General features: G+C 72.3%; 24 protein-coding genes, 1 pseudogene and 1 riboswitch. Of the genes and pseudogenes, 16 read left to right on the top strand and 9 right to left on the bottom strand.

All coding sequences use genetic code 11. The features are described from left to right. Positions 1-7: 7 nt before the first annotated feature. From DCW30_RS15915 to DCW30_RS15900, 4 genes are all read right to left on the bottom strand, one after another. A complete protein-coding gene (locus tag DCW30_RS15915) occupies positions 8-1,729 on the bottom strand; it encodes an urease subunit alpha (protein WP_076687491.1) in 1,722 nt (573 codons plus the stop codon). Then, positions 1,722-2,066, bottom strand: coding sequence for an urease subunit beta (locus DCW30_RS15910; RefSeq protein WP_076687490.1), 345 nt, complete (start codon positions 2,064-2,066; stop codon positions 1,722-1,724). Before DCW30_RS15910 ends, DCW30_RS15915 begins: the two co-directional genes overlap by 8 nt. A gap of 17 nt (positions 2,067-2,083) precedes the next feature. Further along, positions 2,084-2,386 carry an urease subunit gamma gene (locus DCW30_RS15905; protein WP_062776107.1) on the bottom strand — a complete coding sequence of 101 codons (303 nt, stop codon included), beginning with the start codon at positions 2,384-2,386 and terminating at the stop codon, positions 2,084-2,086. Between the two features lie 197 nt (positions 2,387-2,583). Continuing rightward, on the bottom strand, positions 2,584-3,204 hold the full coding sequence (locus DCW30_RS15900) for a TetR/AcrR family transcriptional regulator (protein ID WP_076687489.1): 621 nt from the start codon (positions 3,202-3,204) through the stop codon (positions 2,584-2,586). A gap of 135 nt (positions 3,205-3,339) precedes the next feature. Here DCW30_RS15900 and DCW30_RS15895 point away from each other — a divergent pair, with 135 nt between their 5' ends. After that, the gene (locus DCW30_RS15895; RefSeq protein ID WP_237283467.1) at positions 3,340-4,374 is read left to right on the top strand and encodes an ABC transporter permease; all 1,035 of its coding nucleotides are present in this window, start codon (positions 3,340-3,342) and stop codon (positions 4,372-4,374) included. A 44-nt stretch (positions 4,375-4,418) separates the two neighbouring features. Here the strand turns inward: DCW30_RS15895 and DCW30_RS15890 are convergent, their stop codons facing one another. Next, a complete protein-coding gene (locus DCW30_RS15890) occupies positions 4,419-4,697 on the bottom strand; it encodes a type II toxin-antitoxin system Phd/YefM family antitoxin (RefSeq protein WP_076687487.1) in 279 nt (92 codons plus the stop codon). Positions 4,698-4,824: 127 nt separating this feature from the next. Between DCW30_RS15890 and DCW30_RS15885 the strand changes: the two genes are divergently transcribed. The 4 genes and pseudogenes from DCW30_RS15885 to DCW30_RS15870 all read left to right on the top strand — a co-directional run bounded on the left by DCW30_RS15885 (position 4,825) and on the right by DCW30_RS15870 (position 7,343). Further along, complete coding sequence (locus DCW30_RS15885; protein ID WP_076687486.1) at positions 4,825-5,460, top strand: ATP-dependent Clp protease proteolytic subunit; 636 nt, start codon at positions 4,825-4,827, stop codon at positions 5,458-5,460. Positions 5,461-5,467: 7 nt separating this feature from the next. After that, entirely contained in the window at positions 5,468-5,776 is a 309-nt protein-coding gene (locus tag DCW30_RS15880) for a hypothetical protein (protein ID WP_062775872.1), read from the top strand. A 329-nt stretch (positions 5,777-6,105) separates the two neighbouring features. Continuing rightward, positions 6,106-6,299: riboswitch (cyclic di-AMP (ydaO/yuaA leader) on the top strand. A gap of 2 nt (positions 6,300-6,301) precedes the next feature. Beyond that, positions 6,302-6,775, top strand: a complete 474-nt coding sequence (locus DCW30_RS15875; RefSeq protein WP_062775876.1) for a C40 family peptidase — start codon at positions 6,302-6,304, stop codon at positions 6,773-6,775. A gap of 99 nt (positions 6,776-6,874) precedes the next feature. Next, positions 6,875-7,343 (top strand): annotated as a pseudogene (locus DCW30_RS15870) (DUF6328 family protein). 37 nt (positions 7,344-7,380) lie between these two features. Here DCW30_RS15870 and DCW30_RS15865 read toward each other — a convergent pair. After that, on the bottom strand, positions 7,381-7,833 hold the full coding sequence (locus DCW30_RS15865) for an ATP-binding protein (protein WP_062775878.1): 453 nt from the start codon (positions 7,831-7,833) through the stop codon (positions 7,381-7,383). A 272-nt stretch (positions 7,834-8,105) separates the two neighbouring features. Here DCW30_RS15865 and DCW30_RS15860 point away from each other — a divergent pair, with 272 nt between their 5' ends. Both DCW30_RS15860 and DCW30_RS15855 read left to right on the top strand, forming a co-directional pair. Continuing rightward, positions 8,106-8,981 carry a helix-turn-helix domain-containing protein gene (locus tag DCW30_RS15860; protein ID WP_076687484.1) on the top strand — a complete coding sequence of 292 codons (876 nt, stop codon included), beginning with the start codon at positions 8,106-8,108 and terminating at the stop codon, positions 8,979-8,981. Next, positions 8,978-9,202 (top strand): DUF397 domain-containing protein, encoded by a 225-nt coding sequence (locus DCW30_RS15855; RefSeq protein WP_062775882.1) that lies wholly within the window; start codon positions 8,978-8,980, stop codon positions 9,200-9,202. Before DCW30_RS15860 ends, DCW30_RS15855 begins: the two co-directional genes overlap by 4 nt. 33 nt (positions 9,203-9,235) lie before the next feature. On the opposite strand, the gene DCW30_RS15850 is transcribed toward DCW30_RS15855, so the two are convergent. After that, the gene (locus DCW30_RS15850; protein ID WP_076687483.1) at positions 9,236-10,423 is read right to left on the bottom strand and encodes an 8-amino-7-oxononanoate synthase; all 1,188 of its coding nucleotides are present in this window, start codon (positions 10,421-10,423) and stop codon (positions 9,236-9,238) included. 120 nt (positions 10,424-10,543) lie between these two features. Here DCW30_RS15850 and bioB point away from each other — a divergent pair, with 120 nt between their 5' ends. From bioB to DCW30_RS15830, 4 genes are all read left to right on the top strand, one after another. Further along, on the top strand, positions 10,544-11,710 hold the full coding sequence (bioB, locus tag DCW30_RS15845) for a biotin synthase BioB (RefSeq protein WP_076687482.1): 1,167 nt from the start codon (positions 10,544-10,546) through the stop codon (positions 11,708-11,710). Further along, positions 11,703-12,992, top strand: coding sequence for an adenosylmethionine--8-amino-7-oxononanoate transaminase (locus DCW30_RS15840; protein WP_076687481.1), 1,290 nt, complete (start codon positions 11,703-11,705; stop codon positions 12,990-12,992). The genes bioB and DCW30_RS15840 overlap by 8 nt, the downstream gene beginning before the upstream one ends. Position 12,993: 1 nt before the next feature. Beyond that, positions 12,994-13,722 (top strand): dethiobiotin synthase, encoded by a 729-nt coding sequence (gene bioD / locus DCW30_RS15835; protein WP_076687480.1) that lies wholly within the window; start codon positions 12,994-12,996, stop codon positions 13,720-13,722. A gap of 136 nt (positions 13,723-13,858) precedes the next feature. Further along, positions 13,859-14,530 (top strand): class I SAM-dependent methyltransferase, encoded by a 672-nt coding sequence (locus DCW30_RS15830; protein WP_076687479.1) that lies wholly within the window; start codon positions 13,859-13,861, stop codon positions 14,528-14,530. 31 nt (positions 14,531-14,561) lie between these two features. On the opposite strand, the gene DCW30_RS15825 is transcribed toward DCW30_RS15830, so the two are convergent. Continuing rightward, complete coding sequence (locus tag DCW30_RS15825; RefSeq protein ID WP_198501858.1) at positions 14,562-14,933, bottom strand: fic family toxin-antitoxin system, toxin component; 372 nt, start codon at positions 14,931-14,933, stop codon at positions 14,562-14,564. Between the two features lie 4 nt (positions 14,934-14,937). Then, positions 14,938-15,231 (bottom strand): toxin-antitoxin system HicB family antitoxin, encoded by a 294-nt coding sequence (locus DCW30_RS15820; RefSeq protein WP_232626608.1) that lies wholly within the window; start codon positions 15,229-15,231, stop codon positions 14,938-14,940. Between the two features lie 163 nt (positions 15,232-15,394). Here DCW30_RS15820 and DCW30_RS15815 point away from each other — a divergent pair, with 163 nt between their 5' ends. From DCW30_RS15815 to DCW30_RS15795, 5 genes are all read left to right on the top strand, one after another. Continuing rightward, a complete protein-coding gene (locus tag DCW30_RS15815) occupies positions 15,395-16,222 on the top strand; it encodes an ABC transporter ATP-binding protein (RefSeq protein WP_076687478.1) in 828 nt (275 codons plus the stop codon). Between the two features lie 11 nt (positions 16,223-16,233). Beyond that, on the top strand, positions 16,234-18,798 hold the full coding sequence (locus DCW30_RS15810; protein WP_076687477.1) for an ABC transporter permease: 2,565 nt from the start codon (positions 16,234-16,236) through the stop codon (positions 18,796-18,798). A gap of 143 nt (positions 18,799-18,941) precedes the next feature. Further along, positions 18,942-19,367, top strand: a complete 426-nt coding sequence (locus DCW30_RS15805) for a GNAT family N-acetyltransferase (RefSeq protein ID WP_198501859.1) — start codon at positions 18,942-18,944, stop codon at positions 19,365-19,367. 247 nt (positions 19,368-19,614) lie between these two features. Beyond that, positions 19,615-20,946 carry a hemolysin family protein gene (locus tag DCW30_RS15800; RefSeq protein ID WP_076687475.1) on the top strand — a complete coding sequence of 444 codons (1,332 nt, stop codon included), beginning with the start codon at positions 19,615-19,617 and terminating at the stop codon, positions 20,944-20,946. Next, positions 20,943-21,956, top strand: a complete 1,014-nt coding sequence (locus DCW30_RS15795; RefSeq protein ID WP_076687474.1) for a hemolysin family protein — start codon at positions 20,943-20,945, stop codon at positions 21,954-21,956. The genes DCW30_RS15800 and DCW30_RS15795 overlap by 4 nt, the downstream gene beginning before the upstream one ends. Positions 21,957-22,089 lie beyond the last annotated feature (133 nt).

Here is a 22,089-nt window from a genome sequence, read left to right as displayed (position 1 = left end):
CGGGCCGTCAGAAGAGGAAGTACCGCTGGGCGAGCGGCAGTTCCACGGCGGGCGACGGCTCGACGAGTTCGCCGTCGATGGTGACGGCGAAGCTGTCGGGGGCGACCTCCACCCGGGGCAGCGCGTCGTTCTCCCGCATGTCGGCCTTGGAGCGGCCCCGCGTGGAGCGGATCGCGGTGAACGGCTTGTCCAGGCCGAGGCGTTCGGGGAGCCCGTCGTCCAGGGCCGCCTGGGTGACGAAGTTGACCGAGTTGAGGCCGGGGGCGCGCCCATGGGCCCCGTACATGCGGCGCGGCAGGACCGGCTGCGGGGTCGGGATCGAGGCGTTGGCGTCGCCCATCTGCGCGTAGGCGATCTGTCCGCCCTTGAGGACGACCTGCGGTTTGACCCCGAAGAACGCCGGGTCCCACAGGACGAGGTCCGCGAGCTTGCCGGTCTCGACCGAGCCGATCTCGTGATCGATGCCCTGCGCGACGGCCGCGTTGATCGTGTACTTGGCGACATAGCGACGTGCGCGGCGGTTGTCGGCGCGGGTGTCCCCCGGCAGGAAACCGCGGCGCCGCTTCATCACGTGGGCGGTCTGCCAGGTGCGCAGGACGACCTCGCCGACGCGCCCCATGGCCTGCGCGTCGGAGGACATGATCGAGATGGCGCCGAGGTCGTGGAGGATGTCCTCCGCGCCGATGGTGGTGGGCCTGATGCGGGACTCGGCGAAGGCCAGGTCCTCGGGGACGGCCGGGTTGAGGTGGTGGCAGACCATCAGCATGTCGAGGTGCTCCTCGACGGTGTTGACGGTGTGCGGCCGGGTGGGGTTGGTGGAGCTGGGCAGCATGTTGGGCAGCGACACCGCGGTGATCATGTCCGGGGCGTGCCCGCCGCCCGCGCCCTCGACGTGGAAGGCGTGCAGCGTGCGGCCCGCGACGGCGTCGAACGTGGCGTCGACGAAGCCCGCTTCGTTCAGGGTGTCGGTGTGGACGGCGAGCTGGGCGCCGGTCTCCTCGCAGACGTCGAGGCAGGCGTCGATGACGGCGGGTGTCGCGCCCCAGTCCTCGTGGATCTTGAAGCTGACGGCTCCGGCGCGCAGTTGGGCGTGCAGGGAGTCGGTGGAGACGGTGTTGCCCTTGCCGAGGAGGCCGATGTTGACGGGGCTGGACTCCAGGGCGGCGAACATCCGCGCCAGATGCCAGGCGCCCGGCGTGATCGTGGTCGCCTTGCTGCCCTCGGCGGGGCCCGTGCCGCCGCCGAAGAGCGTGGTGACGCCGGAGGCCAGCGCCTCGTCGACGATGGTCGGGGAGATGAAGTGGATGTGGGTGTCGATGCCGCCGGCGGTGAGGATCTTGCCGTTGCCCGAGAGGACCTCGGTCTCCGGGCCGATGACAAGGGCGGGGTCGACGCCGTCCATCGTGTCCGGGTTGCCGGACTTGCCGATGCCGGTGATCCGGCCGTCGCGTATGCCCACGTCGGCCTTGACGATGCCCCAGTGGTCGATGATCACCGCGCCGGTGATGACGGTGTCCGGGGCGCCCTCGGCGCGGGTCGTGCGGGACTGGCCCATCGACTCGCGGATGACCTTGCCGCCGCCGAACACGGACTCGTCGCCCGAGCGTCCCGGGCCGCCCGAGCGGTCCTCCTCGATCTCGATCAGGAGGTCGGTGTCGGCGAGCCTGACGCGGTCGCCGGCCGTGGGGCCGAACAGGTCGGCGTACGCGGCGCGCGAGAGCTCAGGCATCGAGGGCACCTCGGGTCTCGCCGCGCAGTCCGGGTACGACGCGCTCGCCGGCCAGCGGCACGAGTTCGACGTCGACGGGGATGCCGGGCTCGAAGCGCACGGCGGTCCCCGCGGCGATGTTGAGCCGCTTGCCGCGCGCGGCGCCGCGGTCGAAGCCGAGGCCGGGGTTGGCCTCGGCGAAGTGGTAGTGGGAGCCGACCTGGACGGGCCGGTCGGCGGTGTTGAGGACGGTGAGGCGGGTGACCTCGCGGCCCTCGTTGTAGAGGACGGGTGTGTCGGCGAACAGGATCTCGCCGGGGACGAGCCCGTGTCCCGTGTCGTGCGTGGCGGTGTGCATGAGGCGCGGACCCCCCGTCAGACGATCGGGTCATGGACGGTGACCAGCTTGGTCCCGTCGGGGAACGTCGCCTCGACCTGCACGTCGTGGATCATCTCGGGTATGCCCGGCATGACGTCGTCCCGGGTGAGGACCGTGCGTCCCGACGACATCAGCTCGGAGACCGTGCGGCCGTCGCGGGCGCCCTCGAGGATGTGCGAGGTGATGAGGGCGATCGCCTCGGGGTGGTTGAGCGGCAGCCCCCGCGCCCTTCGCTTCTCGGCCACGTCCGCGGCCACATGGATGAGCAGTCTCTCCTGCTCGTGCGGGGTCAGTTGCACGATTCCCACCTCACGTCTCACTCCGGACCGTGCGGGGCCCGGATCGCCGCACCACCGCGACAGGTATAGGTGTAACACACATCGAATGCGCGCGATCTTGCGCATCGTGGCTACGAAAACCCCTGGTGGCGTGCGACGGGAGAGTAGCGGGAAGGAGTTTCACCGAGGTTAACCAGTCGTTGACCGGCCCATGACCGTCAGCTGGTCTCCCCCATACTCATCAGGGCGCGCACCCCGTCCCGGAGCGCCTCGACGGGCACTTCGTCGAACAGCGCGTACTGCGCGGCGAACCCCTGCGCGGCGGCGATCATCGTCCGCGCGACATGGTCGGCGGGGATGTCCGCGCGCATCATGCCCGCCTCCTGGTACCCCTCGACGATCGACACCCAGGCGGCGCGCACCCTGGCGTAGACGCCCGCCATGAGCGCCGAGAGGCGCTCGTCGCGCAGCGTCTCCGTCCAGACCTGGATCATCAGCCGGGGGAAGTGCGACCTGGCGCCGTCGCGCATCCCGGGCCGCAGGTCGAGCACCGCGGAGAGCGCCCGCCCCACCAGGACGTCCGGCGGGGGCGGCGGGCTCTGCCGGGCGGCCGACTCGAAGACGCCGCTGATGTCGGTCAGGACCTCGGAGACGATCGCGGCGATCAGCTCGTCCTTGCCGCGGAAGTAGCGGTAGACCGCGCCCGCCGAGAGACCGACCTCCTTCAGCACGTCCTGCATCGAGGTGGCGTGGAAGCCGTTGCGCGCGAAGCAGAGCGCCGCGCCGTCGATGATCTGCCGACGCCGGGCGTCGAGGTGTTCCTGGGATACGCGGGCCATGCGCCCCAAACTAAAACGAACATTCATTCTTGATAAGCACGCCACCCCGCAGGACAGTGGGGGCAACCCGTAAAACGAACGATCCTTCTCTTTGGAAACCGCTCCCCGCGTCTCGCCACCGAGGACTGAATGATCATGTCGACTCCCCGCACGACGGCGCCCCCGGCGACGCCCCCGACGGCAACCGGGATGGGTCGCCGCACCCTCCTGGTGACCTTTCTGGCCCCCGTCCTCGCCGCCCTCGCGCTCTGGGCGTTCGCCTGGCCGGCGGCCCGCACCGCCCCGCGCGACCTGCCCCTCGGCGTCGCGGGCGCCGCCACCGCCGCGGATCCGATCGCCCGGCAACTCGCGGCGCGCGACGGTGCGTTCGAGATCCACCGGTACGCGGACGAGGCCGCGGCCAGGTCCGCCATCGAGGACCGGACGGTCTACGGCGCGGTCGTGGCCACGCAGCGGGGCCCCAAGCTGCTGACCGCGACCGCCGCGAGCCCCGTCGTCGCCCAACTGCTGGAACAGGCGGTGCGGCAACAAGCCCCGCAGGGGGCTCCGGTGCCGACGGTCGACGTGGTGCCCGCGCCCGCGGCCGATCCGCGGGGCTCGGCCCTCGGGTCGAGCGTGCTGCCGATGGCGATCGCCGGGGTCGCGGCCGGCGCCCTGGTCTCGCTGCGGGGGCTGCGCGGCCTCCGCGCGGCGGCGGCGCTGGTGGCCACCGCCGTGCTCGTCGGAGCCGTGGCCGCCGCGCTCACGCACAGCTGGCTCGGCGTCCTCACGGGCGACTGGTGGGCGGAGGCCGGGGCGCTCGCCCTCTCCACGCTCGCGGTGAGCGCGGCGGTGGCGGGCTTCGCGGCCCTGCTCGGCCCGGCGGGCATCGGGGTGGGCGGCCTGCTGATGGTGCTCCTCGGCAACCCCTTCTCCGGGGTCACCTCCGCGCCGCACCTGCTGCCCGAACCCGTCGGCTTCCTCGGGCAGTTGCTGCCACCGGGGGCCGGCGGGTCCCTGCTGCGCTCGGTGGCGTTCTTCGACGGCGCACGAGCCACGGCGCCCGCGGTGACCCTCGGCGCATGGGCCGCGCTCGGCCTCGCGGCCGTCCTGCTCGGCGCGGCGGCACGGAACCGGCGGGCGCCGGGCCCGGCGGCCGAGGGGCGAAGCGGAGTCGCGGCGGCCGGCTGAGGGCGGGGCGGGCGGACGCCGAGGACCGGGTCACCGCCCCGCCGTCACCGCGCCTCCGGCCCCCGGTGCTCCGCCGCGATGCCGAACCGCTGCCGCTCCGGCGTCGGCGGTGACGCGGGGGCGACCGAGGTGACGGTGCTGACCGTCCGCTGCTCCTCCGCTGCCGCGAGCCCTTCGAGGCGCTCCAGGTCGGCGGCGGAGACCAGGGCCACGAGCGGCTTGCCGTGCCGCGTGACGACGACGCGCTCGCCGCCGTAGACGACGCGGTTGATCAGCTCGGCGAGCTCTGCGCGTGCTTGCGTCACCGGAATCTCGTAGGCCATGCCCTCCAGCTTAGACGCCGCCCTTCCGGCGTCGGGGTGACGAGAAGACTCCATCCTTCTAGCGTACGTCCTGTACATTTTTTACAGAGGTCCGGACCGTCCGCGACCGGGAGAGAAGAGGCGCGCCGTGAACCGTCCGTCCGCCCGTCATGTCCTGCCCGAGTTCACCGAGCGCACCAGCTCCGGCGCGCGGACGATGGATCCGTACTCCAAGCTGCTCGAAGAGCGGATCGTCTTCCTGGGCGCCCCGATCGACAACACCTCGGCGAACGACGTGATGGCGCAGTTCATGCACCTGGAGTACATGGCGCCGGACCGCGACATCTCGCTCTACATCAACTCCCCCGGAGGCTCGTTCAGCGCGATGACCGCCCTCTACGACACGATGCGGTTCGTCAGCTGCGACGTGGAGACCATCTGCCTGGGGCAGGCCGTGTCGACCGCTGCCGTGCTGCTGGCCGCCGGGACTCCGGGGAAGCGGTTCGCGCTGCCGGGGGCGCGCGTGCTGATCCAGCAGCCCTCCGTCGCCGAGCCGTTCCAGGGGCAGGCCAGCGATCTGGCGATCCAGGCGGCCGAAGTCGCGCGGACGCGGGCCCTGTTGGAGGACCTCATCGCGCGCCACACGGGGCAGCCGCGCGAGCGGGTCACCGAGGACATCGAGCGGGACAAGATCCTCGACGCGGCGGGGGCCCTGGAGTACGGCCTGGTGGACCGCGTCATTCCCAGCCGCAAGGCCTCGCTCGGCACGCGAGCGGCGGGGTGACGTACCGGTGCTGCCGCCCGAACCGCCGCCGCTGCCCGCGCTCACCCGGGCCGAGGCCGAGCTGATCGACCGCTACCTGGAGGTCGTGGATCTGCTGGGCCGGATCAATCCCGCCCGCGCCGAGCACACGTACGGCGGTCTGCGGGCCGCCCAGGCGCTGGTCGGCAGGGCGACGGCGCTGCGGGACGCGCTGACGCTCATGCACCAACGGGGTGAGAGCGAGCTGCACGCGGGGACCCTCGACCGGGCGTTGCGTGTTCTCGACGGCGAACGGCGGGCGGGGCGGGTCGCCATGCCCCCGCCGCCCGGGGGGTGACGGCGCGCGCCGCACCCCGAAACGTCCGTCCGCGATTTGAAACGGACCAGACGAGCTACCCCCGATGGCGTACGAATCCCTCTTTCTTTGCGGGGTCGCGAGTTGCATGGCACGCCTACGCGAAATTCGGAATCTGACGTTCCGTTGCTGGTGGAGGCGTCGTCAGAAGCCCGGGGCAGCGGTCGATTTCGGCCGTGTCCACCCGAACAGGTCAGTCGTGAGTAGCCTCACAAAAGGCCGTTTCGGCTCGGCTTTCGCACCCTTGTCGGGTCAAGATCCCTTTCGACGACAAGCCCCTGCCGCTGTGGCGGGGCGATCCGGGCGGACGCCTAATCCTGCCGCCGTCCGGATGACCGGTCGACATCGGTGCATCGGCAGGAGTGGAGGACCCGAGTACGACGGGCCCGCCCGGGAAGTCCGGGCGACGCCCTTGGGGTGAAGCCGCAGAGCACGACGCGGCCGGGCATCTTCGCCTGCCCGAACCCGACAGGTCATCCTTCTCAGGCGGCTGACGAAGGGTTATGCATGTCCGCGGAGAATTCCGTTCCGTCGCTGCTCAGCAAGGCCGGGGCCGCATCGGCCCTCACACTCGCCGTCGTGGGCGGCACCCTCGTGGCCCCCGGGCTCACGACCGAAGCGCAGGCGGCCACACACGCGACGAAGGCGCTCAAGATCGCGGCGTCGAAGAAGGGCTCGCCCTACGCCTATGGAGCGACGGGCCCCTACCGGTTCGACTGCTCGGGCCTGACGCAGTACTCGTTCAAGCGCACGGGAAAGAAGCTGCCGCGCACCGCCGCCGCGCAGTACAACAAGACCCGGCACATCGGCAGGTCGCAACGGACCCCGGGCGACCTGGTGTTCTTCCACTCGGGCCGGAACGTCTACCACGTCGGGATCTACGCGGGTAACGGCCGCATCTGGCACTCGCCCAAGACGGGAGCCGTGGTGCGCCTGGAGAAGATCTGGACCAACAGCGTCTGGTACGGCCGGGTCCGCTGACCCTCGCCGTGCCCGCCGAACGGGCGCACCCCACTTGCCCGCGGCGCTCCCAGGCGCCGCGGAACGTATGGGGTGCGTCCGTTCGGATACACGTACGGAATGTCGGACGACTACTCCCGCACCGCCCGCGAGGAGACGCCGCTGGAGCGCGCCGACCGCAAGTTCGCGGAGCTCCTCCAGGAGTTGCGGGTCACGCAGACCGGCGTCCAGATCCTGTTCGCCTTCCTGCTCAGCCCGGCCTTCACGCCGCGCTTCCCCTCGCTCGACGCGGTGCGGCACCTACATCACGACGCTGCTCCTCGCGGTGGCCGCCGCGGCCGGCCTCGCCCTGCTGGTGCTCGCCCTGACCGGGTCCGTGCCGCTCGTGGTGGACGTGACGGCCGGCCGGGCCGAGGGCGTCGCGGCAGGCGCGGCGGCGCTGACGGTCTGTGGGGGGTTGTGGGGCGTGCTGCCGCGGCTCGTCCGGCGCTCGGGGCCGCGCGCCGGGGCCGCCGCTCGCGGCGTTGCGGACATCACCCCGGTGGCGGTCCGCAGGGGCCTCTCGCGGGCCCCGCGCCGGCAGTGGTAGCGCCGTCTCCGCCGCCGTGCCCGGGTCCGGCGCGCGGTCAGCGCGTGGCATCGCGCTCCCTGCCCTGGAGGGGCGCCGTCCAGGGCAGGGCGATCCAGACGGTCTTGCCCCCCTCGTCGGTGGGGCTCACCGAGAGGCGGCCACCGCATTCGGCGGTGAGCATGCGGATGATGACCATGCCTCTGCCGTTGTCCTGCTGGACGGCGGCGGGCAGCCGGCGCGGATAGCGGGGGTGACTGTCGGTGACGCCGATCCGCAGCCGCTCGTCCCGGTCGAGCTCGACGTCCACGGTGAAGGTGGGCGAAAGCCCGCGGGTGTGCTGCACCGCGTTCGTGGCGAGTTCGGAGACGATCAGTCTGACCGTGTCCCCCACCTCGGCGTGGTCCGGCAGCCCCCATTCCACGAGGGTCTTCGACACGAACTTCCGGGCCGCGGAGACCGAGGCAGGATCGCTCGGCAGAGTGACGGATACTTCCTTGTGATCTGCCATGGCGACGCTGTCCCTTTCCCACCGGGGCCGGTCTCCGACTCGGAGCGGATGACTCGAGGACGGCTCCGGACTGGTGCCTCGCGCCAGCCTCCCACTCCTTGGCCGCCGACGGGTGGCGATCCACCGAGATGTGCATATATCTGTCGCTCGATGCGGTGAACTCTGCTACGGACGAACCTATTTGGGCGCGAGCTCTGAGCTTGTTCTAATCTCGCCCGTGACTTCGTCGACGCCGTCGTTCTTTCGGCCGATCCGTCCGGAAGGGAGCGAATATGCGGTACGGGCCCGCGGTGCGCCGCCGTCAACTCGGGGCCGAACTCCGGTCGCTGCGCGGGCAGGCCGGACTCACCAGCAGTGAGGCGGCCGCCAGGCTCGGCTGGCACCAGTCCAAGGTGAGCCGCATCGAGACGGGCCGCAGCGGGGTGAAGACCTCGGACGTGCGACGTCTGCTCGATCTGTACGAGGTGCGGGACACGCGGCTGAGGGACCTGCTCGCGGCGCTGGCGGGTACGGACGACGCCGGTGAGGGACGCCACCACTGGTGGAGGGCCTACCGCGATCTGCTGCCCGCCGCCTACCGCGACTTCATCAGCCTGGAGTCGCAGGCGAGCCGGATGCGCACCCTGGAGACGACGGTGGTCCCCGGCCTGCTCCAGACCCGCGACTACGCCCTCGCGATGACCCGGGCCGCGGTCGCCGGCCTCTCCGACGAGCAGGTCGACGCGCTGGTCGAGGTCCGGCTGGCCCGCCAGGACGTGCTGCGCGCGGACCCTCCGCTCCAGCTGAGCGTGGTGCTCGACGAAGCGGTTTTGCGCCGTCCGGTGGGCGGGCCGAAGGTATTCGCGGGGCAGCTCGCCTGGTTGAGGGAGGTGTCCAAGTTGCCACAGGTGCGACTACAGGTACTCCCGTTTACTTCCGGTGAACATGTGGGCTTGATCAGCCCCTTCGTAATTTTTTCATTTCCGAACATTTCTGATCTGGACGTGGTTGTTCTCGACCATTTGACGAGTAGCCTCTGCCTGGAGCGGAAAGAAGACCTCCGGGCCTACACCGAGGCCTTCAACTCCCTCCAGGATCGGGCGCTTTCACCCGAGGAATCGGAGAAATTCATCGCCGGGCTTAGCGACGGCACAAAGGAGGAACAATGACCGCAACGCCTCGGCACGTCCGCACCGGCAGCACCCTTCAGGGCGCGAGGTGGCGGCGCAGCAGCCACAGCAACGGAATGAACAACTGCGTCGAGACGGCCACGCTCGACTCCGGCAGGCCGAACCGCCTGCTGGCCGTGCGTGACTCCAAGAACACCGAAGGATCAGCCCTGCTGTTCTCCCCCGGTCCCTGGGAGACGTTCCTCGACAGCCTGCGGTGAGGCGCTTCGGCCCCGCTCGGGGGCCGGAGCGCCTCAGCGCGGCGCGGTGCGGCTGATCACTCGGACGGCATCGGCGATCTGCGCCCCGGTGAGATCCGCGCGAGCGGTCAGCCGCAGCCTCGAAACGCCGTCCGGCACGGACGGCGGCCTGAAGCAGCCGACTGCCAGGCCCGCGGCCCGGCAGTCGGCCGCCCAGCGCACGGCCGACTCCGGCCCCGGCGCGCGCACGGAGACGACGGCGGCCTCCGGGCGTACCGCCGACAGCCCCTCGGCCGTCAGGCGTTCATGCAGCTCGGCGGCGACCTGCCGGGCCCGTGCGGCCCGTGCGGGCTCGCGGCGGAGCAGCCGCAGGGCCGCGAGCGCGGCGCCCGCGGCGGCGGGCGCGAGGCCGGTGTCGAAGATGAAGGTGCGGGCCGCGTTCACCAGGTGGTCGATGACCTTGGCGGGGCCCAGCACGGCGCCGCCCTGGCTGCCGAAGGACTTCGACAGGGTCAGGGTGACCACGGTGTCGGCCGCTCCCGCGAGGCCCGCGGCATGGGGGGCGCCCCGGCCGCCGACGCCCAGCACACCGAGGCCGTGGGCGTCGTCGACGATGAGGCCCGCGCCGGACTCCCGGCACACCGAGGCCAGTTCGCCGAGAGGGGCGGCGTCGCCGTCCACCGAGAACACCGAGTCGGAGACCAGGACGGCGGGACCGTCGTGCGCCTCCAGCGCCTTGCGCACCGCGCCGGGGTCGGCGTGCGGCACCACCCGGGTCGTGGCGCGGGCGAGCCGGCAGCCGTCGATCAGCGACGCGTGGTTGCCCGCGTCCGAGACGATCAGCGAGCCGTGCGGGGCGAGCGCGGTGACGGCGGCGAGGTTCGCCGCGTAGCCGGACGACAGCACGAGGGCCGCCTCGAAGCCGCAGAACTCCGCGAGTTCGCGCTCCAGGTCCTCGTGGAGCAGGGTGGAGCCCGTGACGAGCCGGGAGCCGGTGGCGCCGCCACCCCAGAGCCGGGCCGCCGCGGCGGCGCCCTCGGTGATCTCCGGGTGCCTGGTCAGACCCAGGTAGTCGTTGCTCGCCAGGTCCAATAGGTTCCCGGCGTCCGCGGCGCGCGGGCGCAGGGTGCGGACGAGCCCGGCGTCGGCGCGCAGCCGCGCCTGCTCGTCGAGCCAGTCGAACGGCGAACGCCTGGACGGCTCACGTGCGGGGCCCGGCGAGGCCGGCTCGTTTGTAGACATTGCACAGACCCTAGCCGTCCTGCCACCCGGGCAGGGTGTGGCGATACCCACACCTCAATCCCCTTCTGTTGTGCGAACCCTCCTTGGCCGGGGACCCTGCCGTGCGTAAGGATCAGCGCCATGGATCTGCTGAACACGCTGGTGGACAAGGGGCTTCGGCGCGAGCTGCCGAGCCGTGAAGAGGCGCTGGCCGTGCTGGCCACGTCCGACGACGATCTCCTGGACGTAGTGGCCGCCGCCGGGAAGGTGCGGCGGCAGTGGTTCGGGCGGCGGGTGAAACTCAACTATCTGGTCAACCTCAAGTCGGGCCTGTGCCCGGAGGACTGCTCGTACTGTTCGCAGCGGCTCGGTTCCAAGGCCGAGATCCTCAAGTACACGTGGCTGAAGCCGGACGAGGCCTCGCAGGCCGCGGCGGCCGGGGTCGCGGGCGGCGCCAAGCGGGTCTGCCTGGTGGCCAGCGGCCGGGGGCCGACCGACCGTGACGTCGACCGGGTCGCGCAGACCATCGCCGCGGTCAAGGAGCAGAACGAGGGCGTCGAGGTGTGCGCCTGCCTCGGTCTGCTCTCGGACGGGCAGGCGGAGCGGCTGCGCGGCGCGGGCGCCGACGCGTACAACCACAACCTGAACACGTCCGAGGCGACGTACGCGGACATCACCAAGACGCACACCTACGCGGACCGCGTGGACACGGTGCGGAAGGCGCACGCGGCCGGGCTCTCCGCCTGCTCCGGGCTGATCGCGGGCATGGGTGAGAAGGACGAGGACCTGGTCGACGTCGTCTTCTCGCTGCGCGAGCTCGACCCCGACTCGGTGCCGGTGAACTTCCTGATCCCCTTCGAGGGCACCCCGCTGGCCAAGGAGTGGAACCTCACGCCGCAGCGCTGTCTGCGCATCCTGGCGATGGTCCGCTTCGTCTGCCCCGACGTCGAGGTGCGCATCGCGGGTGGCCGCGAGGTCCATCTGCGCTCGATGCAGCCGCTCGCCCTGCACCTGGCCAACTCCATCTTCCTCGGGGACTACCTGACCAGTGAGGGCCAGGCGGGCAAGGCGGACCTGGACATGATCGCGGACGCCGGTTTCGAGGTCGAGGGGGCCGACCAGGTCACGCTGCCCCGGCACCGCGCGGACGCGGCGGGCTGCGACTCGCACGGGGAGAGCGGCGGCTGCGGGCCGTGCGGTTCGGCCGGGAGCGAGCCGGTGGCCGGGGCCGAGCCCGCCGAGGCGCGCACGGATCTGGTGGCGGTACGTCGCCGGGGCGCGGGAACGGACCTCGCACCCAATGCGTGACCTGCCCATCGACAATCTGGACGAGCTGGTCGAACTGGATCGCCGTCATGTGTGGCACCCCTACGGCCCGATGCCCGGCCGTCAGGAGCCGCTGGTCGTGGAGTCGGCGAGCGGGGTGCGGCTGCGCCTCGCCGACGGCTCCGGCGAACTGGTCGACGGCATGTCGTCGTGGTGGTCGGCGATCCACGGCTACAACCACCCCGTGCTGAACGAGGCCGTGCGCACGCAGCTCGACCGGATGAGCCACGTCATGTTCGGCGGTCTGACGCACGAGCCCGCCGTGTCCCTCGCGAAGCGCCTTGTCGACATGTCTCCCGACGGGCTCGAACACGTCTTCCTCGCCGACTCGGGCTCGGTCTCGGTCGAGGTCGCCGTGAAGATGTGCCTGCAGTACTGGCGTTCGCTCGGCCGCCCCGAGAAGCGGCGCCTGCTGACGTGGCGCGGCGGCTACCACGGCGACACCTGGCAGCCGATGTCCGTCTGCGACCCCGAGGGCGGCATGCACGAGCTGTGGCAGGGGGTCCTGCCGCGGCAGGTGTTCGCGGACGCGCCGCCGGACGCCTACGACGAGTCGTACGCGCAGCGGCTGCGCGAGCTGGTCGAACGGCACGCGGGAGAGCTGGCCGCGGTGATCGTGGAGCCCGTGGTGCAGGGCGCGGGCGGGATGCGGTTCCACTCCCCCGCCTATCTGCGCGTGCTGCGCGAGGCGTGCGACGCGCACGGCGTGCTCCTGGTCTTCGACGAGATCGCCACCGGCTTCGGCCGCACCGGCGCGCTGTTCGCCGCGGACCACGCGCACGTCACGCCCGACGTGATGTGCGTGGGCAAGGCGCTGACCGGCGGTTATCTGACCCTGGCGGCGACGCTGTGCACGGCGGGCGTCGCCGAGGGCATCTCGCGCGGCGAGGTCCCCGTCCTGGCGCACGGGCCGACGTTCATGGGCAATCCGCTGGCCGCGGCGGTGGCCGGCGCCTCGATCGACCTGCTGCTCGGACAGGACTGGCAGGGCGAGGTCAAGCGCGTCGAGACGGGCCTGCGCGAGGGCCTCGCCGAGGCCGCGGGCCTTCCCGGCGTACGGGATGTCCGCGTCCTCGGGGCCATCGGCGTCGTCCAGCTCGACCACCCGGTGGACATGGCGGCGGCGACGCGGGCGGCGGTGCGCGAAGGCGTGTGGCTGCGGCCGTTCCGGGACCTGATCTACACGATGCCGCCGTTCGTCACGGACGACGACGACGTGGCACGCATCGCACGCGCGGTCGGCGCGGCGGCGAAGGAGGGCTGACGTGACGGTGATCGTGGTGTCCGGCACGGGCACGGAGATCGGCAAGACGGTGACGACGGCCGCGGTGGCCGCCGCCGCCCTGGCGGCCGGGCGGAGCGTGGCGGTGCTCAAGCCCGCGCAGACCGGGGTCGCCCCCGGCGAGGCCGGCGACGCCCAGGAGGTGGCCCGGCTGGCGGGCGGCGGCGTGACCGCGCTCGAACTGGCCCGCTTCCCCGAGCCGCTGGCGCCGGACACCGCGGCCAGGCGGGCCGGGATGGCGCAGGTGCGCCCGTGCGAGGTCGCCGACGCCGCCGGGAAGCTGGCGACCGAGCACGACCTCGTGCTCGTCGAGGGGGCGGGCGGGCTCCTGGTCCGCCTCGACGACGAGGGCGGCACGCTCGCCGACGCCGCACGGCTCCTGGGCGCCCCCGTCCTCGTGGTGGCCTCGGCGGGCCTCGGCACCCTGAACACGACGGCGCTGACGGCCGAGGCCCTGCGGGCGCGCGGGGTCCGGCAGCTCGGCGTCGCCATCGGGAACTGGCCCGCCGCCCCCGACCTGGCATCGCGCTGCAACCTCGCCGATCTGCCCCGGTCCGCGGACGCGCCCCTCCTCGGCGCGGTCCCGCAAGGCGCCGGCTCCCTCGAAGGCGCCGCGTTCCGCGCGGCGGCCGTCGGGTGGCTCGCGCCGGAGCTGGGGGGCACGTGGGACGCGGCGTCCTTCACGCGGCGCGAGGCGCCCCGGGAGCGGTGAGAGAAGCCCTGGTCGGCGTGGGTGCGCTGGGGTGAGGTCCAGCGCACCGGCGCACGGCTCACGGGCCCGGACGGGGGCAATCCGCGCCGTACTTGGGCAGCATGGCGGTAACAGCTCGCCCCGCCGAGGAGGTCCCATGTCTCCGCGCTCCGCCAGGACGGCGTCCCGGGACGCCGTGCACCACCCCGTCTTCGCCCGTTTCTACGCCCGCCAGAGCGTGGCCGCGGAGCCCGTGGTCTCCGGCTACCGAGAGGAGCTGCTCGCCGGGCTCTCCGGCCGGGTGATCGAGGTCGGGGCGGGCAACGGGCTGAACTTCGCGCACTACCCCGGTGCGGTCTCCGAGGTCGTGGCCATCGAGCCGGAGCGGCTGCTGCGGCAGCTCGCCGTGGAGACGGCCCGGCGCGCCGAGGTGCCCGTCGACGTGGTGCCGGGCGCCGCCGAGGCGCTGCCCGTCAAGAGCGAGGCCTTCGACGCGGCCGTCGTCTCGCTGGTGCTGTGCAGCGTGCGGGACGTGCGGCGGGCTCTCGGCGAGCTGCACCGGGTGCTGCGGCCCGGCGGTGAGCTGCGCTTCTTCGAGCACGGCCGGGCGCCGGGCACGCTGATGGCGGGGGTCCAGCGGGTCCTGGACCGCACGGTGTGGCCGCCGCTGTTCGGCGGCTGTCACGTCGCGCGGAGCCCCCTGGACTCCTTGGCCGAGGCGGGCTTCGACGTCGGCCCCTACCGGCGGTTCGTGGTGCCGGCGAAGGGGCCGCGCATGCCCTTCTCGTACTGCGTGCTCGGCACGGCACGGCGGCCGGAGCCGGCCTGACGCGCGGCGTCCGCCGTATGGGAGTGGCCGCTCACAGGCTCCACCGGCGCAGCTCCTCCGCGATGGCCCGCACGCTCGCGCCGTCCTCCTTCACCAGCCGGGCCAGGTCGCGCACCTGCTCGGGGGAGGTGACGACCTTGGTGCCGCTGGAGACGAGGTAGGCGTAGGCGACGGAGGCGGCGAAGAGCGCGTTGGAGCGTTCGAGCGCGGGGATGTGCAGCAGGAGTTGCAGGAGCGCGGCGGCCCTGTCGTACGGGGTCTCGTAGACGGGAACGCCGAATATCTCGGCCTCGTGCCGGCTGACGGCGGCGACGAGGGCGCCCCAGTCCGTGACCGCGGGGTCCCCCGGTGTCTTGTGCTCGGCGATCATCAGGAGCCAGGCAAGATCGATTCTGAGGGTCAACGGCTCAGCGGCGATCTTCACCGAACGGGCGTGTGGCGTCGTGCAGGGCGCGGACGGGAGTGTCGCGGACGGCGCGGCTGCCCTCGCGGTCCCGGCCGAACTCCTCGACGAAGACGCTTTCGTACTGCTTCATGAAATCGGCTGCTGCCTCGACGAACGTGTGGCCTACTTCTCCGGCGTCCTGTTTCACGAGTTCCTCTATGTAGCGGTTGACGCTGATTCCTCGGGCCAAGGCGCGCTCCCGGGCGGCCCGAGCGGTGTCCTCGTCCACCCGTACGTTCAACTGAGTCTTCGCCATTCCTTCAAGCTAGCGCCGAGGTGCTATCACGACAAGGGCGCCTGATCGTGCCCCTTACACGCGCCCCGCTCCCCGACCCCGGAGGGATACCGCGGACCCAGCCCGCCCCACTACTCTGCGCGCAGACACGGGAGTTGGAACGGCCACACACCAGGAGGCGGCCTTGTCCACACCTGCTTCGGCACCGTCCACCGGCCGCCCCGGGACCGCCGCGCGTGCCCGCGGCCTCACCAAGGCCTACGGCTCGGGCGAGACGACCGTGCTGGCCCTCGACACGGTCGACGTGGACATCGCGCGCGAGCGCTTCACGGCCGTCATGGGGCCCTCGGGGTCGGGCAAGTCCACCCTCATGCACTGCCTCGCCGGGCTCGACAGCGTGTCGGCGGGGCAGGTGTGGCTGGGCGGCACGGAGATCACCGGGCTCAGGGAGCGGGAACTGACCCGGCTGCGGCGGGACCGCGTCGGCTTCATGTTCCAGTCCTTCAACCTCATCCCCACGCTCAACGCCCTGGAGAACATGACGCTCCCGATGGACATCGCGGGCCAGCGGCCCGACCGCGACTGGCTGGAGCACGTCATCGACACCCTGGGGCTGCGGGACCGGCTCAAGCACCGGCCCGCGCAGCTCTCCGGCGGACAGCAGCAGCGCGTGGCCTGCGCGCGGGCCCTGGCCTCCAAGCCCGAGCTGATCTTCGCCGACGAACCGACGGGCAACCTCGACTCCCGGGCGGGTCTCGAAGTGCTCGGCTTCCTGCGCGAGGCGGTCGACCAACTGGGCCAGACGGTGGTCATGGTGACCCATGACCCGAGCGCCGCCGCCACCTCCGACCTGGTCCTCTTCCTCGGCGACGGGCGGATCGTGGACGACATGGCGCGCCCGACGGCGGACGGGGTGCTCGAACGCATGAAGCGGTTCGACGCCCTGGGCGCGGCGCCGCCCGGCGCCCCCGCGCGCTCCGGTGACGACGCTGCCGCCGCCGAGCAGGGCTGAGCGGGGCTGCCGTGCTGAAGGCGACGCTCAGGAGCTTCCTCGCGCACAAGGGCCGACTGGCGCTGTCCGCCCTCGCCGTCATCCTCTCGGTGGCGTTCGTGGCCGGCAGCCTGATCTTCTCGGACACCGTGAACCGCACCTTCGACCGCCTGTTCGCCTCCACGTCGGCGGACGTCATGGTCGGACCGAAGGACGACCTCGACGAGGCCGTGCCGTCGGGACAGACCCCGACGGTGCCCGCGAGCCTGCGGGAGCGGGTCGCGGAGGTCGAGGGCGTCGCGGACGCGCACCTCGACGTCTCCGTCGACAACGTCACCGTCGTCGACGGCGACAACGACCCCGTGGGCTCGACGACCGGCGCGCCGACCGTCGCCACCAACTGGTACGTCACCGACCGCAGCCCCGTGGAGCTGACCTCGGGCCACGCGCCGCGCGGCGCCGGTCAGGCGATCCTCGACGCGGACACGGCGGACAAGAAGGACGTGAAGATCGGCGACACCCTCACCGTCCTCGCCCGCCCCGGCTCCTTCGAGGTGGAGATCGTCGGCATCGCCGCCTTCACCACCACCAACCCCGGCGCGGCCCTCGTCTTCCTGGAGACCGGGAGCGCCCAGCGCGAACTGCTCGGCTCGGCCGGGAAGGCGACGAGCATCTCGGTGACCGCCGACGACGGCGTCGACGACACCGCCCTCAAACGCCGCATCGCCGCCGCCCTGGGCTCCGGCCAGCAGCTGGAGACCGCCGACGAGCAGGCCGACTCCGCCGCGTCCGAACTGGGCGGTTTCCTGGACGTCATCACGTACGTGATGCTGGGCTTCGCCGGAGTCGCCGTGCTCGTCGGCGTCTTCCTGATCGTCAACACCTTCTCCATGCTGATCGCGCAGCGCACCCGTGAGCTGGGCCTGCTGCGTGCCCTCGGCGCCGACCGCGGCCAGGTGCGCCGCTCCGTGCTCGTCGAGGCACTGCTGCTCGGCCTGGCCGGTTCCACGCTGGGGCTCGCCGCGGGCGTCGGTCTCGCCGTGGGCCTCATCGAGCTGATGGGCGTCTTCGGGATGAACCTGAAGTCCGCGGAGATGGTCGTGGGCTGGGCGACCCCCGTGGCGGCGTACGTCGTCGGGGTCGGCGTCACGTTCGTCGCCGCCTATCTGCCGTCACGCCGGGCCGCGCGCGTCTCGCCGATGGCGGCGCTCTTCGACGCCGAGATCGCCGGGGTGGGGCGGCCGTTGAAGGTGCGGGCCGCGGTGGGCTGCGTCGTCGCCGTGGGCGGTGCCGCCGCGCTCGTCGGCTGCGCCGCCGCCGAGAAGACCTTAACGGCCGCGTCCCTGCTGGGCCTCGGCATCGTGCTGAGCCTCGTCGCCACCGTCATCGCGGGGCCGCTCCTGGTGCGGCCGGTGATCCGCGTGCTCGGCGGGGCGTTCCCCGCCGTCTTCGGCCCGGTGGGCCGGATGAGCCGGCGCAACGCGCTGCGCAACCCGCGCAGGACCGGTGCGACCGCCGCAGCGCTGATGGTGGGCCTCGCGCTCGTCGGCGGCCTCTCCGTGGCGAGCGCGTCGATGACGAAGTCCTTCGACAAGCAGATCGACGCCACCCTCGGCGCCGACTTCGTCGTGCAGAACAGCAACTTCCTGCCCTTCTCGCCGGAGGTCACCGACAAGGTCGAGGACATCGCAGGCACCGGGCTCGTCGTACGGCAGCGCTTCGCCCCCGTCGAACTGTCCCTGCCCGACGGCGACAGGGTGGAGTCGACCGCCGCGGGCTACGACCCGCGGCTCGACGACGTCGTCGACGTCACGTACGCCGCGGGGAGTTCGCGGGCCGCCCTCGCGCCGGGGCACATCGGCATGGACAGGGAGTTCGCGGCGGAGCACCGGGTGCGCGTCGGCGACGAGCTGCCCGTGGTGTTCCCGGGGAAGCGGAAGGCCGCGCTGACGGTCGGCGCCCTCACCGACCAGGACATGCCCGAGGGCTTCGGCGTCACGGGCGGGCTCTTCCTCGGCCTCGGCACCGTCGAGAAGTACGTGCCGGGCGGCCAGGACGCCGCCGTGTACGTCAACGCCGCCGCCGGGACGGACCCCGACACGCTGCGCGAGCGCTTGGAGAAGGCCCTCGATCCGTACCCGCAGGTGCAGGTCCGCGACCAGGCGGACTACAAGGAACTCATCCGCCGGCAGATCGCCGTGATGCTCTACCTCGTCTACGCCCTGCTCGGCCTCGCCATCGTCATCGCCGTCCTCGGTGTGGTCAACACCCTCGCCCTCTCGGTCGTGGAGCGCACCCGGGAGATCGGGCTGCTGCGCGCCATCGGTCTCGGCCGGCGTCAGCTGCGGCGGATGATCCGCCTGGAATCGGTGGTGATCGCCGTCTCCGGAGCGGTCCTCGGTCTCGCCCTCGGCCTGGTCTGGGGCGTCGCGGTGCACCAGGTTCTCGCGCTCCAGGGCATGAAGGAGCTGGCCTTCCCCTGGCCGACGATCCTGGCGGTGGTGATCGGTTCGGTGGTCGTGGGCCTGGCGGCGGCGCTGCTGCCGGCGCTGCGGGCGTCGCGGATGAATGTTCTGGCGGCGATCGCGCACGAGTGAGGCGCGGGGACGCGTCCCGGAGCCCAGACTCCTCCCTCCGCCCGCGCGGCAGGCTCACGCGGGTCTGCCGCCTCTTCTGCCCCCGCCGTCCGCATCCTGAAAACCTCGCGCGCCCCGCCCGCCCCGGTGGTGGGATGGCGCCCATGGACGATCTTCGGATACGGGCCGCCGGGCCCGGTGACCTCGACGCCGTGCTCGCCTTCTGGAAGGTGGCCGCCGAGGGGACGAGCATCAGTGACGACCGCGCCGGCGTGGAGCGGCTCGTCGGCCGTGACCCCGAGGCGCTGATCCTCGCCGAGCGGCGCGGGGAGCTCGTGGGGACGGTCATCGCGGGCTTCGACGGCTGGCGCTGCCATCTGTACCGCCTGGCCGTCCACCCCGGGCACCGCCGCCGGGGCGTCGGCTCCGCGCTGCTGGCCGCGGCGGAGGAGCGCTTCGTCCGCCTCGGGGGACGGCGCGGCGACGCCATGGTCCTCGACCGCAACGAACTCGCCCACCACACCTGGCGCGCGGCGGGCTACGCCCCGGAGCCCCAGTGGTCGCGGTGGGTGAAGCACCTCGCGGGGTGAGCGCCCGGCCGGCCGTGCCGCACGTCACGATTCGGGGCGCGGATGCGGGCGCGGGCCGGGTACACGGGCGGGATGAGCAGTCTGAACCCACCGACGCGCACGAGCGGCTTTGCTGATCCTTTACCATGGAGTGGTCACCCGTACCCTCGATCGAAAGGTGTGAGCGTCCGCCCATGGGCGAGCCTCCCAGTACCCGACATCGCGCGTTCCTCCCCACCCTGTCCGATCATGGGACGGAGGTGACCCGATGACCGAAGTGCTCCTGCTCCTCGTGGCGGTGCTGCTCTGCCTGGCCTGTGGTGTCTTCGTCGCGGCGGAGTTCTCCCTCACGACCGTCGAGCGCAGTGAGCTGGAGCGAGCCGTCGAACGCGGCGAGCGCGGCGCCGCCGGCGCCCTCAAGGCGGTCAAGAACCTCACCTTCCAGCTCTCCGGAGCCCAGCTCGGCATCACGGTCACCAACCTCGTCGTCGGCATGCTCTCCGAGCCCTCGATCGCCAAGCTGATCTCGGGCCCGCTGCACGGCATCGGTCTGCCCCGTTCGGCGTCGTCCTCGGTGGCCCTGGTCATCGGCACGGCGCTGTCGACGGTCTTCCTGATGGTCATCGGCGAGCTGGTCCCCAAGAACTGGGCGATCTCCTCACCGCTCGCCGTCGCCAAGCGGGTGGCGACGCCCCAGCGGCTGTTCAGCGCGGCCTTCCGGCCGTTCATCGCGCACCTGAACAACACCGCGAACCGTTCCGTACGCCGCTTCGGCATCGAGCCCGCCGAGGAGCTGGCCTCCGCGCGCGGTCCCAAGGAGCTCGTGGCCCTCGCCCGGCACTCCGCCAGGGAGGGCGCGCTGGAGGCGGACACCGCCGAGCTGTTCGTCCGTACGCTGAACCTCGTCGACCTCAGCGCGGAGAACGTGATGACGCCCCGCGTGCAGGTCATCGCCCTCGACGTGCACGCCACCTGCGAGGACGTCGCGAACGCCACGCGCGCGACCGGCCTGTCCCGGTTCCCCGTCTACCGCGGCAACCTCGACTCGGTCGTCGGCGTGGCGCACATCAAGGACGTCCTCGCCATACCGGCCGAGCGCAGGCCACGCGCGTCGGTCGCCGAGATGATGCGCGAGCCGCTGCTCGTGCCGGAGTCGCTGACCGTCGACCGCCTGCTCGACCGGCTCTCCGGCAAGCGCACGATGGCCGTGGTCATCGACGAGTACGGCGGCACCGCCGGGGTCGCGACCCTGGAGGACATCGTCGAGGAGGTCGTCGGCGAGGTGCGCGACGAGCACGACCCGCACGAGACGCCCGACATCGCCACCGCGGGCACCGACGAGGACGGCAGGACGCTGTGGTCCGCCGACGGCGCCGCCCGCACGGACCAGCTCGCGCGGGTCGGCCTGCGCGCGCCCGAGGGGCCCTACGAGACGCTCGCCGGGCTCGTCGCGACCGAGCTCGGCCGGATTCCCGCCGAGGGCGACAGCTTCGAGGTCGGCGGCTGGCGCCTGGTCGTCCAGGACGCCACGGGGCGGCGCGCGGCGCGCGTCCTGTTGCACGCCCCGAAGCCCGCCGATGAGCAGGAGGACGCCCGATGACCGCCATCCAGTTGCTGATCGGCCTGGCGACGCTCGTCGTCAACGCGTTCTTCGTGGGCGCCGAGTTCGCGCTCATCTCCGTGCGCCGCAGCCAGATCGAGCCCTACGCCGAGGACGGCGACCGGCGCGCCAAGAGCGTGATGTGGGGGCTCAAGCACGTCTCCGCGCTGCTCGCGGCCGCCCAGCTGGGCATCACGCTGTGCACCCTGGTGCTCGGCGTCGTCGCGGAGCCCGCGATCGCGCACCTCCTTGAGCCCGTGTTCGACGGGGTGGGCGTGCCGCACGGCCTGGTCCACCCGATCTCGTTCGTCATCGCGCTGGCCGTGGCGACGTATCTGCACATGCTGCTCGGCGAGATGGTGCCGAAGAACATCGCGCTCGCGGAGCCGGTGCGGACGGCGCTGCTGCTCGGGCCGCCCCTCGTGGCGCTCGCGAGGGCGCTGCGGCCGGTGATCTTCGCGATCAACGCGTTCGCCAACGGTCTGCTGAAGCTGCTGCGGGTGGAGGCCAAGGACGAGGTGTCGGCGAGCTTCTCCGACGAGGACCTGGCCCGCATGGTCAAGGACTCCGGTGACGCGGGCCTGCTCGACGACCGCGCGCAGGAGCGGCTGCACGACGCGCTGGAGCTGGGCCGCCGCCCCGTCAGGGACGTGGTCCTGCCGCTGGAGGACGTCGTCTACGCGCGCGTGGGCGTCACTCCCGAGGGCCTTGAGCGGCTCTCCGCGGAGTCCGGGTTCTCCCGTTTCCCCGTGGTGGACGCGGGCCGTCGCATCGTCGGCTATCTGCACGTCAAGGACGCGCTCGACCGCATGCCGCGGGACCTGCCGTTCCGGGTGCCGGACATGCGCAAGATCGCGCAGGTGCGCGAGACGACGCCGCTGGACGACGTCCTGACCGCGATGCGCGGCACCCGGACGCACGTGGCCGCGGTCCTCGGCTCCGACGGCCGCCTCGCCGGCATGGTCACGATGGAGGACGTGCTGCGAGAACTGTTCGGCCAGCCGGTCTGACACCGGGGGCCGGCCGGTCCCGCGTGACGGGGCCGGCCGGTCGGCGTCATCCGTGCGGCGGCGCCGGCCTGCTCTCCAGGCGCCGCTCCGTGAGGCCGGGGCCTTTCGCTCCGGCCTCCGAGGCGCCGATCGC

Source organism: Streptomyces alfalfae (genome assembly GCF_004127445.1).
In the GTDB taxonomy this organism is placed as follows: Bacteria; Actinomycetota; Actinomycetes; order Streptomycetales; family Streptomycetaceae; genus Streptomyces; species Streptomyces alfalfae.
Note: the sequence above shows the minus strand (reverse complement) of the source record. Positions and strands in the feature narration are given on the sequence as shown.